Origin of the sequence: Paenibacillus sp. P32E, from assembly GCF_001909085.1 — a bacterium.
Taxonomy (GTDB): domain Bacteria; phylum Bacillota; class Bacilli; order Paenibacillales; family Paenibacillaceae; genus Paenibacillus_AQ; species Paenibacillus_AQ helianthi.
Window position 1 is genome coordinate 140,334 of the sequence record NZ_LVYY01000003.1, and the last position, 12,632, is coordinate 152,965.

The 12,632-nt window shown below is 50.6% G+C and carries 11 protein-coding genes and 1 pseudogene; 8 read left to right on the top strand and 4 right to left on the bottom strand.

Features of this window, described 5'->3' with window-relative positions; all coding sequences use genetic code 11:
• The first annotated feature begins 29 nt into the window (after positions 1–29).
• Positions 30–1,553, top strand: a complete 1,524-nt coding sequence (locus A3848_RS04615) for an extracellular solute-binding protein (RefSeq protein WP_074083782.1) — start codon at positions 30–32, stop codon at positions 1,551–1,553.
• A gap of 148 nt (positions 1,554–1,701) precedes the next feature.
• On the opposite strand, the gene A3848_RS04620 is transcribed toward A3848_RS04615, so the two are convergent.
• Positions 1,702–2,178, bottom strand: coding sequence for a VanZ family protein (locus tag A3848_RS04620; protein ID WP_178381906.1), 477 nt, complete (start codon positions 2,176–2,178; stop codon positions 1,702–1,704).
• A gap of 56 nt (positions 2,179–2,234) precedes the next feature.
• Here A3848_RS04620 and A3848_RS31605 point away from each other — a divergent pair, with 56 nt between their 5' ends.
• Positions 2,235–2,501: a hypothetical protein gene (locus tag A3848_RS31605; protein WP_244169836.1), complete on the top strand. Its 267-nt coding sequence runs from the start codon at positions 2,235–2,237 to the stop codon at positions 2,499–2,501.
• Between the two features lie 165 nt (positions 2,502–2,666).
• Here A3848_RS31605 and A3848_RS04625 read toward each other — a convergent pair whose 3' ends face one another.
• On the bottom strand, positions 2,667–2,906 hold the full coding sequence (locus tag A3848_RS04625) for a DUF3139 domain-containing protein (protein WP_143192145.1): 240 nt from the start codon (positions 2,904–2,906) through the stop codon (positions 2,667–2,669).
• 620 nt (positions 2,907–3,526) lie between these two features.
• Here A3848_RS04625 and A3848_RS04630 point away from each other — a divergent pair.
• From A3848_RS04630 to A3848_RS04645, 4 genes are all read left to right on the top strand, one after another.
• Positions 3,527–5,080 carry an extracellular solute-binding protein gene (locus A3848_RS04630; RefSeq protein ID WP_074083785.1) on the top strand — a complete coding sequence of 518 codons (1,554 nt, stop codon included), beginning with the start codon at positions 3,527–3,529 and terminating at the stop codon, positions 5,078–5,080.
• A gap of 133 nt (positions 5,081–5,213) precedes the next feature.
• A complete protein-coding gene (locus A3848_RS04635; protein ID WP_074083867.1) occupies positions 5,214–6,182 on the top strand; it encodes an ABC transporter permease in 969 nt (322 codons plus the stop codon).
• A gap of 21 nt (positions 6,183–6,203) precedes the next feature.
• Positions 6,204–7,079 carry a carbohydrate ABC transporter permease gene (locus A3848_RS04640; protein WP_074083786.1) on the top strand — a complete coding sequence of 292 codons (876 nt, stop codon included), beginning with the start codon at positions 6,204–6,206 and terminating at the stop codon, positions 7,077–7,079.
• 66 nt (positions 7,080–7,145) lie between these two features.
• Positions 7,146–8,258, top strand: a complete 1,113-nt coding sequence (locus A3848_RS04645; protein ID WP_083611913.1) for a glycoside hydrolase family 88/105 protein — start codon at positions 7,146–7,148, stop codon at positions 8,256–8,258.
• Positions 8,259–8,283: 25 nt separating this feature from the next.
• Here A3848_RS04645 and A3848_RS32125 read toward each other — a convergent pair whose 3' ends face one another.
• A complete protein-coding gene (locus A3848_RS32125; protein WP_178381907.1) occupies positions 8,284–8,583 on the bottom strand; it encodes a hypothetical protein in 300 nt (99 codons plus the stop codon).
• 125 nt (positions 8,584–8,708) lie between these two features.
• Between A3848_RS32125 and A3848_RS04650 the strand changes: the two are divergent.
• Positions 8,709–10,051: pseudogene (locus A3848_RS04650) on the top strand (glycoside hydrolase family 28 protein).
• Positions 10,052–10,254: 203 nt separating this feature from the next.
• Positions 10,255–11,265 (top strand): ketoacyl-ACP synthase III, encoded by a 1,011-nt coding sequence (locus A3848_RS04655; RefSeq protein WP_083609727.1) that lies wholly within the window; start codon positions 10,255–10,257, stop codon positions 11,263–11,265.
• A 344-nt stretch (positions 11,266–11,609) separates the two neighbouring features.
• Here the strand turns inward: A3848_RS04655 and A3848_RS04660 are convergent, their stop codons facing one another.
• Complete coding sequence (locus A3848_RS04660) at positions 11,610–12,626, bottom strand: LacI family DNA-binding transcriptional regulator (protein WP_074083869.1); 1,017 nt, start codon at positions 12,624–12,626, stop codon at positions 11,610–11,612.
• Between the last annotated feature and the right edge of the window lie 6 nt (positions 12,627–12,632).

Genomic DNA, 12,632 nt, shown 5'->3' on the forward strand with positions numbered 1-12,632 from the left:
TATAATTTATAGGCCAGGAGGATACATGGATGTTCAGACCGGACTTGGGGCGCAGGGCTGCCCGATATAGCTGTGTGCTTGTTCTGCTTGTGATGATGATTATGTTAAGCGCTTGCAGCGGGGAGGATGCTGCAGGCAGCGGCTCCGGCGGAGAGGTTCCGTCGATTTCCATCCTGGCACCGCTCCATTTCCCTCAAACCCCGGCCAAAGATATTGTTGCGGAGATTGAGAAGCTGACCGGTGTGGGGCTGGAGATCACTTGGGTTCCAGAGGGCGTCTATACCGACAAAATGAATACGGCGATGGCGACCGGCTCCCTGGGTAAAGTCACTTTTGTAAAGGTTACGGATTATAATCTGGTCAAAAATGCAATCCGCTCGGGGGCCTTCTGGGAGATTGGTCCCTATCTTAAGGATTTCCCGAACCTGAAGCAACTGGACCCCTCAATTCTGAATCAGACTGCTGTGGACGGGAAGTTCTACGGCCTGTACACGGAGCGCCCATCCTCCAGACAAGGGATTATCATCCGCAAGGATTGGCTCGATCGTCTCCATTTGAACAAACCGCAGACGCTGGAGGAGCTGTATAACGTCATCAAGGAGTTCACCTATAATGACCCCGACGGCAACGGAAAACCGGATACGCTGGGCCTGGTTGACCGCAATGATCTGGTGTATGGAGTATTCAAGACGCTTAGCTCCTACTTCGGTACGCCGAATAACTGGAAGCTGGTGAACGGCCAGTTCATCCCTGAATTTGAGACGCCTGAATATATGGATACGATGAACTTTATGAAGCAATTGTACAATGGAAAAATGATGAATCAGGATTTCGCCTTGACCAGCAAGGAGGTGCAGCGGGATAAGTTCATACGGGGCAGCGCTGGCATGTTCATCGGGAGTATGACCGATGTGCAGCGTCTCTCGATTGAGGCCCAAGCCAGCAATCCCGCCGCCGAGCTGACCTTGATTAACCGGATCCAAGGGCCGGATGGCTACAAGGTATGGTCCATTCCCAACTACAACGGACTCTATCTCTTTTCCAAAAAGGCCATTGCCACGGAGAAGGAGCTGAAGGAAGTACTCGGATTTTTTGACCGGACGATGGATAAGGATGTCGCCAATCTGATGAAATACGGATTTGAAGGGCGGCACTATAAGCTGGAGGACGGCAAAGTGATTCTCCCGGAGGAAACCTCGCAGCTTCGTGTGAATGAGGTGAGTCCGCTCTACTCCCTGATGATCGCGGATATCGGCAACAAGAACATTATGGAGGTGGCGCAAAAAGAGCAGCTGACCGCCCTCGCTGACCAGCTCAGCGAAGACAATGAGCAGTTCCTGGTCGATGATCCGACCGTCAGCCTCAGCTCACCAACCTTTGACGAAAAGAATACCGAGCTCTCGGCCATTATCGTGGATGCTACCTACAATTATATCCTGGGCAATATCTCCGCCGAAGGCTTCCGCCAGGAGGTAGAGAAGTGGAAGGCAGGCGGCGGCAATCTGATTATTCAGGAGTATGGGGAGGCGGAGAAGGCGGCGGAGAGGGAATAGGATTGAATAGATATTCTTTTACACTCGTTGTCAGCTCGTAATAAGCACCACAATGAGAGCAAGAGCGAATCCACCTTGATTGTGACCCACAGATGGAGTGGTGCGACTCATTGACCTTTTTGGCCGGGAAATCTAGTAAAAACATTTATTACGTCCTTATGGATGTAATAAATGTTTTTACTATTGAATAAAAAATATAGCCAATTATGGCCCCGCTGGTATTAACGATAACATCATCTATATCAGCAACTCCAAGTAGAGTGATAAACTGAAGCAATTCAACTGTTGCAATTAACCCAATGGAAATCCCTATTGCTTTTACGAAGCTCGGTTTAGATAAAAGCATGGGGATTAACAGGCCCATTGGTATAAACACAATTACATTAGCGATTAAATTATGCATAGCTGGCCCGCCAGTGCCTGACATTATCAACTTAATTGAAGGCCAAAGAGTTTCAAAAGGTCTTATTTGTAAATGCCAATAACCGTTTTTTATTAATTCTATTCTATCTTTGATGCGATCAATCAGACTTCCGAAATCACCAAAGAACTTTATAATGACAAAATTGAAGACCAAGATTAAGTAGAAAATAAAAATATATTTTACAGTTTTTTTTGGATTCACCATTATTCCCCCTTTCCAAAGTATAGTTTCTCCCTGAAGAAACCTCGCAGCTGCGTGTGAATGAGGTGAGCCCGCTCTACTCCCTGATGATCGCGGATATCGGCAACAAGAACATTATGGAGGTGGCGCAAAAAGAGCAGCTGACCGCTCTCGCTGACCAGATTAGCGAAGACAATGAGCAGTTCCTGGTCGATGATCCGACCGTCAGCCTCAGCTCGGCAACCTTTGACGAAAAGAATACCGAGCTGAGGCCATTATCGTGGATGCCACCTACAATTATATCCTGGGCAATATCTCCGCCGAAGGCTTCCGCCAGGAGGTAGAGAAGCAGAAGGCAGGCGGCGGCAATCTGATTATTCAGGAGTATGGGGAGGCGGCTGCTGCTGAACTCCATTCGAACTTTTTTCCGTGACATATTTGTAGCGTAGTACGTAGCAGGGAGGCAAAACCCAAAAGGCAAACCCTCTCCGTTATTTTTATGTTTATCGTCAGTTTTCTTTGTGCTTGTATTGCTGATGACCATCATCTACACCCTGTACAGGTGCCATACTATATTGATATATTCGCTCCTTCTCTTTGCGGTAGAAATATCTATTGTCTTTATCATCATTGAAAATAACAGTTGTACTTACCAATGGGGCCTTTCCAACTTGTGTATATATTTTATTTATATCTATTTTTGTGTAACCTCTTTGGTTAAATAAGTAAGATTGAATTTCTTGATTCATTTTATTTTTATACATTTGGAGACTTATTGTGGCTCCTAAAACTAGTAATATAATTATTGAAACGAATGAAGTTTTTGTTTTTTTGTCATAAAACCATCCCTTATTTCAAAAAAACAGATGTTTATTTACATAAAAATGGAATAAACTATATTGTACATATTAACATATTAGTTAACAAAATGGATCAGTTCTGTTTCTGCCAAGAATAAGCTTGCTTCCTGCCCCCGCCGCAGATTCATGCGGCGGGTTTTTTCTGCTCTTCCTCCCTGCATTGAACTTAAAACCACCCGCAAGGGAGGTGGGAGTGGCGGAGGGGAAGTTTGGAACTGTAGGAGCGTCAGCGTCCGCCTTTATGTTTGGATTTCTACCGCTAGCAGCGGTCTATAATTAGAGAAATCCAAACATAACAGCGGCCGAAAGTCCAAACATTCCCCGCAGTCACGCCCGCCACCTCCCACGCCCGCCCAGCTTTCAGTTCAATGCTCCCGTTACCACGATAATCATTTCCCCAGAACGCCGCAGAAAGGCCCCTTTATGAGCAAATGATTGTATTCGTAACCTCCTGGACGCTGTAATGTGAGGCTTGTAACCAATACAAGTTAAACGGAGGTCAAATTGGCATGAACAAAAAATCCTTCACCCTGCTCCTGTCTGCACTGCTCACGTTCAGCATGTTGACAGCGTGTTCAGGAAACAACAACAAGAATAACGAAGCATCCCCGAGCAATGCGGGCCCCAGCGGCGGAACAGACACCGCAACTAAGGCACCGGAGCCGGAGAAACCGACAGAGATCAAGATTATGCTTCCACTGAACACGTCAGAGACTCCACCGGATACGATTAAGACGGAAGTGGAGAAGTTAACGAATACGAAGCTCACCTATCAGTTCTACCCGGCGGATACGTATGAAGAGAAACTGAACTCCTCGTTCGCCACGGGCTCTCTGCCGCAGGTTACGTATTTGAAGAACCAGACCACTTTCCTCCAGATGAAAGAGTCGATCAAGGACGGGCAGTTCTGGGAGATCGGACCACTCTTAAGCGAGTTCCCGAATCTCAATAAGCTGAAGCCGGAAATTCTGAACAATACCAAGGTGGACGGCAAGCTGTATACCCTGTACATTGGACGGCCGCTGGCACGCCAGGGCATCATTTACCGCAAAGACTGGGCCGACAAGCTGGGCCTGAAGCCGCCGGCGAATGTGGATGAGCTGTTTGCCATGGCCAAGGCGTTCACGGAGCAGGACCCGGATGGCAACGGCAACAAAGATACCGTAGGTATCGTGGACCGTAACGAACTGGTCTATGGTGCATTCAAAACCGTATCCTCCTGGTTCGGCACACCGAACAACTGGGGAGAGAAGGATGGACAGCTGGAGCCGGAATTTACGTTCCCGCAGTATTTTGACACGATGGATTTCTTCAAAAAAGCCCGCGATGCTGGGTACATGAACCAGGATTTCGCGGCGACCAGTAAAACGGATGCGGTAAAAATGTTCGTCAGCGGCAAAGCGGGGATGTATATCGGGGGCTCGATGCAGGATATTGATACCCTGAACAAAGACCTGATTAAGAATTTCCCGGATGCCGTGCTGGATACGCACAGTATGGTTGCCGGACCGGACGGAAAGTTCGCGCAATGGATGATTCCGGGCTACAACAATGTGGTGCTGTTCCCGAAATCTGCAGTCAAGGATGAGGCAGAGCTGAAGAAAATTCTGGCGTTCTATGACAAGATGATGACTCCTGAGGTTGCCAACCTGATGTACTGGGGCATTGAAGGGACCCACTACACTGTCGTAGACGGCAGAGCCAAACCTGCTGATGACAAAGAGTTGATTGAGCGTGAGGTTAAGGGCTACAAGGACAGTGTAATCGGTGAAGCGGATACGAATGGCATGTACCAAAGTCTGAATGTGCTTCCAGGCCGAATCCATGCTGAAGAATTGCTGCTGGAGAATGTGAAGGTAGGTGTGGCTGATCCTACGGCTGCGCTGGATTCCCCTACCTATACTTCCAAGGGCGTAGAGCTTCAACAGATCATTACAGATGCCACATACAAATATATGTACGGACAAATCGACAAGGCCGGATTCGAAAAAGAAGTGCAGGCCTGGAAAGACCGCGGCGGCCAGAAGATTATTGAAGAATACAATGCCGTGTATAAGAAGTAGGCAGCAGTTTTGTAGTAACTGAATACAAATGAAGCTGAAAAGGCTGCTAACAACGGTAGTTCAGCAGTCTTTTCGGATTCTCTTGGCGAGCCGGCAGTCAGGCACCAATTATGAAGCAGAAAGGAAGAGTATTATGCAGGAAGTCTCCGCTCAGCCTGGTGTGGTTCCCGAGCTGAAGCCCAAGAGCTATAAGAGCAGCAGTGAGCTCAAAAAACGTCTGTGGAGAAACAAATTGCTCTACGTCATGCTGATTCCGGGTGTGCTGTATTTTGTGGTTTTTAAATATTTGCCGATGTACGGTCTGATCATCTCGTTTCAGGATTACAAGCCTTACCAGGGGATAACAGGAAGTGATTGGGTGGGGCTGAAGCATTTTCACCGTTTATTTGCGGAGCCGGATTTCCTTAATATTCTGGGGAACACCTTGATTTTGTTCGGAATGAACATTTTATTTTATTTTCCGGTTCCGATTATTCTGGCGTTAATGTTGAATGAGCTGAGAGGCAGCTTTTTCAAAAGAACCTTTCAGACGCTCATCTATTTGCCCCATTTCATGTCTTGGGTTATCGTTGTGTCGATTTCATTTGTCATGGTTACGATGGACGGCGGGATTATCAACGAGCTGCTGGCCTATTTCGGTTTTGAAAAGATTAATTTCCTGCTGAGTCCCGGCTGGTTCAGGCCGATGTATATCCTTCAAGTCATTTGGCGGGAAGCGGGCTGGGGGACGATTATTTATCTGGCTTCGATTGCGGCTATTGACCCCGGACTCTATGAAGCTGCACGCATGGACGGAGCCGGACGGCTCAGACAAATCTGGCATATTACCCTCCCGGCGATCCGCGGCGTCATCATTACATTGCTTATTCTGAAAATTGGTTCCGTGCTCGATCTTGGATTTGAACATGTATATCTGCTGCTGAACTCCATGAACCGAGAGGTTGCGGAAATTATTGATACGTATGTGTACACGGCAGGACTCAGACAAGGGCAGTTCAGCTATAGTACGGCTATCGGATTCTTCAAATCCGTGATCGGACTGATTATGGTTATGTCGGTCAACAAATTGTCCAAAAAAATGGGCGAAGAAGGCGTTTATTGAGAACCAGCGGGAGGAATTGAAATGGTAGAAGATCGCACGATCGGCGGCAGAATCTTTTCTGCTGTGAACTTTACACTGCTTGCCCTCATTACCCTGATCACCGTGCTGCCGTTTGTGCACGTGGTTGCCGGATCATTCACCACAAGCGCTGAGATTGCGGCCAACAAGTTTGTGCTGATTCCCAAGGTGTGGAGCCTTGACGCGTATAAGTTTATTTTCTCGACGGACACGATTTTTAGAGCAATGGGTGTTTCCATAGGGGTTACACTCGTTGGCACGCTGTTCAGTATGTTCATCACTGCCCTTATGGCCTATGGGCTCTCCAGAAGGGATCTGGACGGGCGCAATGTCTTCAACTTTCTCGTGGTGTTCACGATGCTGTTCCATGGCGGAATGATTCCCACCTTCCTGGTGGTGAAGGAGCTGGGTCTGATCGACTCGTATGCGGCCCTGATTCTGCCTTCGGCGATTAGTGCATTCAATATGATTATCCTGAAAAACTTCTTTCAGAATATCCCTGAGGGCCTTGAAGAATCGGCTAAAATCGACGGCTGCAACGACTTCGGCATCCTGTTCCGGATTGTGCTGCCCCTGTCCTTGCCGGCGATTGCAACGATTTCCCTGTTCTATGCTGTTACTTACTGGAACACCTACATGACTGCGATCCTATACCTGGATAATAGTGCGAAATGGCCCATTCAGGTGCTGCTCCGGCAAATCGTGGTGCTCGCGAGCGGGATGGACTACAGTTCCTCCCTGGATGCGACCAATCCGCCGCCGGATCAGACGATTAAGATGGCGGTTATCGTGGTGGCTACGCTGCCGATTCTGATGGTCTATCCGTTCCTGCAGAAGCATTTTGCCAAGGGTGCCATGCTGGGATCGATGAAGGGTTAGTAAGAGGTGCGGAGGGGGAGTTTGGAACTACAGGAGTGTTACTTATATAGTGGAAGGGGTATGGAGATGATAGGCAGTCTGCCGGTAACACCTATGGAATGGGCACAACAGGTCTGTGATTCTTTAATGGATACTTATAAAGCAGGAGAGCTGCCTCCAGCCCACCGCTGGCATTACCATCAGGGTGTGTTCCTATGCGGTATGGAACTATTGTGGGAAGCTGTCCAGGAGGACCGCTATATTGCATATATTCAGCAATACGTCGATGATCTGGTGGATGAGAACGGCAATTTGTATTTTGCCCGGGACGAGTTGGATGCGGTTCAAGCAGGATTGCTGCTGTTCACGCTGCATGAGCGGACCGGCCAGTCGAAGTACCGGATTGCCGCCGATAAGCTGCGCAACCTGCTGCTGACGCTGAACCAGACCTCGGAAGGCGGATACTGGCATAAAGATAAATATCCGAACCAAATGTGGCTGGATGGACTGTATATGGCCGGAGTATTCTCCATCAAATATGCCAATGCCTATGGCGGAACCGGCCTGCGAGAAACCGTACTGCATCAGGAGCGGCTGATGCGGAGGCATATGAAGGATGAGGCCACGGGACTCCTGTACCATGCCTGGGATGAGAGCAAACGCATGCCCTGGGCGAACCCGCAAACCGGCTGCTCCCCGGAGTTCTGGAGCCGGTCGCTGGGCTGGTACGGCCTCGCCGTCTCGCAGTTTCTGGATCTGCTACCTGCCGGCGATCCGGGTAGAGCGGAGCTCGCTGCCGAACTGGGCAGCTTCGTCGAAGCTCTCATCCGGTATCAGGATGGGGAGAGCGGACTGTGGTATCAGGTGGTCGACAAAGGCAGCCAGCCGGATAACTGGCTGGAGACCTCGGGCTCCTGCTTGTTCGTCTATACGATTGCCAAGGCTGTGAAGCACGGCATCGCTCCACCCGGGGCATTGGCCGCTGCCCGCAAGGGGTATGAGGGCTTGATCCGGGTGCTGCAGCCGGACGCAGAGGGCAGGCTGATTCTGCCCGACATCTGCATCGGAACATCGGCGGGTGATTACGAGAACTACGTCACCCGCCCGAAGGTCAGCAATGATCTGCACGGCGTGGGCGCACTGGTCATGGCGTGTGTGGAGATGCAGTCTTTGTATGGCGGAGCGGCGTCTGAGGGTTGAGAATAGCGCGGAGGGGGCGGCGGGATTATTCGCAGGAGGCTGTCGCCGCGCAAGTTAGGAGCACCGCCACCTGGCCAGAACCGGCCCCATCAGAGGTAGAAATACCTCTGGTTTCGTCCATCTGGCTCGGAACGGCCCCATCAGAGGTAGAAATACCTCTGGTTTCGTCCATCTGGCTCGGAACGGCCCCATCAGAGGTAGAAATACCTCTGGTTCCGCCTAACTGGCCCGGAACGGCCCCATCAGAGGTAGAAATACCTCTGGTCCCGTCCACCTGGCCCGGAACGGACCAATCAGAGGTAAAAATACCTCTAGTTCCGTCCACCTGGCCCGGAACGGACTAATCAGAGGTAGAAATACCTCTGGTTCCGCCTAACTGGCCCGGAACGGGCCCATCAGAGGTGAACCCTCGGAGGAAATTCCGTTAATTTCATGGAAGGAGTGTAGCGGGTGTTTAATATTGTCGATTATGGAGCCCTGCGGGACACTGGCGAACCCGCCACAAGCGCGATTGCGGCTGCGGTTGCAGCGGCGGGTGAGGCGGGTGGAGGGACGGTATATATCCCTGCGGGGACTTTTTGACCGGGGCAATCCAGCTCCGCAGTAATATTGAATTGCACTTAAGTCCGGGGGCAGTGCTGTCATTCAGCACCCTTCCGCAGGACTTTCCGGCAGTGGAGTCCAGATGGGAGGGTGTGAAGCGGGAGGTGCATTCCCCCTGCATCTTCGGTAAGGATTTGGTCAACATCTCCATTACCGGTAGCGGTACCATTAACGGCAATGGTACTCCGTGGTGGGAGAAGCACAGGAATCATCCGGAGCAGCTTGAGCATCCGCGCCCGACGTTGATCGGTCTCAGCGGTTGCCGGCGGGTTACCATCAAGGATGTGTCGCTGATGAATTCACCGAGCTGGACAGTGAATCCTATCGGCTGCAGCAATGTGACGATTGACAATGTATCCATCCTGAACCCGGCAGACTCGCCGAATACGGATGGAATCAACCCCGAATCCTGCTCGGGTGTTCATATCAGCAACTGTCACATTGATGTGGGCGATGACTGCATCGCGATCAAAGCGGGGACCGAAGACACACTGGAGCGTATTCCCTGCGAGAACATCACCATCACCAACTGCACGATGGTCCATGGACATGGAGCGGTTGTGCTCGGCAGTGAGATGAGCGGCGACATCCGCAATGTGACAATCAGCAACTGTGTGTTCAAGCAGACCGACCGTGGAATCCGCATGAAATCCAGACGCGGCCGAGGCGGGATTATTGAAGATATCCGTATCAGCAATATTGTGATGGAGGACGTTATTTGCCCTTTTACGCTCAATCTGTATTATTTCTGCGGACCACGCGGCAAGGAGAAATACGTCTGGGACAAAAATCCCTATCCCGTTACCGCTGAAACGCCTTGTTTTCGCCGGATTCATTATGCCAATATTACAGCCAAGAATGTCCATGCTGCTGCGGGATTTCTGTATGGACTTGCGGAGCAGCATGTCTCGGAGATTACATTCGCGAACGTGGATATCTCAATGGCGAAGAATGCGGTACCCGGAGCTCCGGATATGATGACAGGGCTTGAGCCGATGAAGGGCCGGGGCTTTTATCTGGGATATGTACGGGATGTGCAATTCCACCAGGTGACGGTTGAGAATCACGAAGGCCCAGCTTTCTACATTGAGAACGGGGAAGAGGTCGAGCTTATGAACTGCCGGTCCAAAAACACCGTCAAACCGGAAAAGCTGATCGAGCGGGTTACAGTTGAGCCGGTCAACAGTTAAGTGAAAAGTATTGATATGAAGCCGTGGCCCGTTTGGGGGCTGCGGTTTTTTTTGCTGCTTAAGTTCGAAGGGGAAAGGTAATAGATAATAGAAGGTTTGCTTTTGCCGGGTTGGTTCGGGAAAACGTTTTGCAATATAGAACGCTTGAGGCTATAATTAGTACCAAGTACTAAGATCAGATACTAAACTATGGGGTGATACTTTTGAAGGGTGCCAAAATTACCGCAATCGGAGCTTACGTTCCGGCCCGGAGACTTACGAATAGCGATCTGGAGCAGATCGTGGATACCGATAATGAGTGGATTGTCCAGCGGACCGGAATCCGTGAACGCCGAATTAGCCGTGAGGATGAATACACCAGTGATTTATGTGCAGCCGCTGTGCTGGATCTGATGAAACGTTACGGTAAAAGCGTGCAGGATGTCGATATGATTCTCGTGGCCACAAGCACGCCTGATTTCCCTTTTCCTTCGGTTGCATCCATTCTGCAGAACCGTCTGGGGATTCAGCCTACAGCCGGAGCAATGGACATGAGTGCAGCCTGCGCCGGATTTGTCTATGCGCTGCATACGGCACATGCCTACGTGGCTTCCGGTCTGCACCGCAAGGTGCTGGTTCTTGGGGCGGATGCGTTATCTAAAATTACAGACTATACCGACCGGAGCACCTGTATCCTTTTTGGTGACGGGGCTGGGGCTGTGCTGGTGGAGAGCGATGAACAAATGGATGGCTTCGCCGGGTTCCATCTGGGCAGTGACGGCAGCGGGGCGCATCATGTATACCGCACAGGCCTGTCGCACAGGGTGAATGAGATAGATCTTATAGACACTGGCAAGCTGGTGCAAAATGGCCGTGAAGTGTTCCGCTGGGCGGTACGTACCGTGCCTCAGGGTGTGCAGCAGGTGCTGAACCATGCCGGAATCAGCCTGGACCAGGTGGACTGGTTCATTCCGCACAGCGCCAATTTGCGGATGATTGAACCGATCTGTGAGCGGTTGAATTATCCTTTTGAGCAGGCATTATACAGTCTTGAATATTTCGGGAATACTTCAGCCGCCAGCATTCCGCTTGCCCTGGATCTTGGTATCCGCGAGGGTAAGGTCGTGAACGGCCAGCAGATTCTGCTGTATGGCTTTGGTGCGGGGTTAACGCATGCAGGGCAATTGGTGAAGCTGGCACTGGCCCCCGAGGTCTCACCTCCCACCCCTCTCTAACCGAAAAATGACGCCCAAAACCAGAAAAACAGTGCCTTGAACCCTTACAACAAATAAGGGATTATATTATCGAAAGTGTTTTCGAATAGTGTTGTCTGCTTAAAAAAGTAAAAGTTTCGCCGGAGGGAGGACTGCTGAGAGTACTGTAAGGTCGTTACAGATTTCTAAGATCGCCATGGGTAGCTGACGTTGCTGATGATGATAGTGTGAGGGTGCTGCATAAGTACTTTAGCTGCTTGGATACTTAAGGGCCTTCAAAGGAAAGCGAGTATGCTGGTGAGGCTCACCGTTAATAGAAAGCTGACGTCAAGGGTTCACCAGCTCGCGGCAAGCCTGCTTTCGGGTTAACCGGTCAAACGGCTGCCGCAGGATTCGCGGACGATCAGCGCCGGTTCGACGACAAAGGAACCGCCGTCCGACTGATTGTTGATGAGGTCGAAGAGCATATGTGCCGCGAGTACACCGAGGCGTTCTTTGTTCTGGCGGATGGTGGTCAGTGTGGGGCTGGTGTATTTGCAGGCTTCGATATCATCACAGCCGATGATGGCCACATCCTCGGGGATCCGCAGGCCCTGTTCCTTCAAGGCCCGGACCGCACCCAGGGCGAGCAGATCGGAGGCGGCGAAGACCGCTTTTGGCAAGCTTCCGGTCTTCAGCAGCTGCTGCATCGCCGCGTAGCCGCTGGATTCGAAGAAGTCGTCCCCATGCACGAACCACTTGCGGTTCAGGGTCAGGCCGAAGCTTTCAATCGCTTTTACGTATCCGGCTTCCCGCTGGTTGGAGATCTCCGAGTCCGCCGTACTTCCGATGAACCCAAGCTCTCTGTGCCCGAGCAGATAGAAGTGCTCCACCACCTTGGAGGCGATCTGGAAATTGTCCGACATCACAAATCCGGACTTTGTGCCTGTCAGCTCCAGGTCTACGCCGATGCAGGGGATGCTGCTCCTATCGAGATCGCGGATCGCCGGCTCCATCTTTTGCCCGGAGATAATGACGCAGCCGTCGACATTAAAATGCAGACAACGGGAGTAATAATCTCCGCTGCTAATGAACTTCTCGTTGGAGAAGAAGATCAGATCGTAGCCCAGCACACCCATCTGCTTCTTGAAGGAATTCAGCACCTCCACAAAAAATGGATGCGTAAATTCAACATTAAGCTCACCGGCAAAAATAACCCCGATCAGGCTGGACTTCTTGGTGGCAAGTGTCTTGGCGGAGTTGGAGGGGGAGTATCCGGTCTGCTCGATAATTTCCATGACCCTCTTTTTTGTTTTTTCGGAAACATCGCTATAATTATTCATGATTTTCGAAACGGTAGAGACGGAGACACCCGCCATTTCAGCAATTTTTTTAATATTCATTTGCAT

Excerpts from the sequence above, each read along its gene's own strand:
- A3848_RS04630 (WP_074083785.1), top strand. The coding sequence starts at position 3,527 with ATGAACAAAAAATCCTTCACCCTGCTCCTGTCTGCACTGCTCACGTTC.
- A3848_RS04625 (WP_143192145.1), bottom strand. The coding sequence starts at position 2,906 with ATGAATCAAGAAATTCAATCTTACTTATTTAACCAAAGAGGTTACACA.
- A3848_RS04635 (WP_074083867.1), top strand. The coding sequence starts at position 5,214 with ATGCAGGAAGTCTCCGCTCAGCCTGGTGTGGTTCCCGAGCTGAAGCCC.
- A3848_RS04660 (WP_074083869.1), bottom strand. The coding sequence starts at position 12,626 with ATGAATATTAAAAAAATTGCTGAAATGGCGGGTGTCTCCGTCTCTACC.
- A3848_RS04645 (WP_083611913.1), top strand. The coding sequence starts at position 7,146 with ATGATAGGCAGTCTGCCGGTAACACCTATGGAATGGGCACAACAGGTC.
- A3848_RS04615 (WP_074083782.1), top strand. The coding sequence starts at position 30 with ATGTTCAGACCGGACTTGGGGCGCAGGGCTGCCCGATATAGCTGTGTG.
- A3848_RS04640 (WP_074083786.1), top strand. The coding sequence starts at position 6,204 with ATGGTAGAAGATCGCACGATCGGCGGCAGAATCTTTTCTGCTGTGAAC.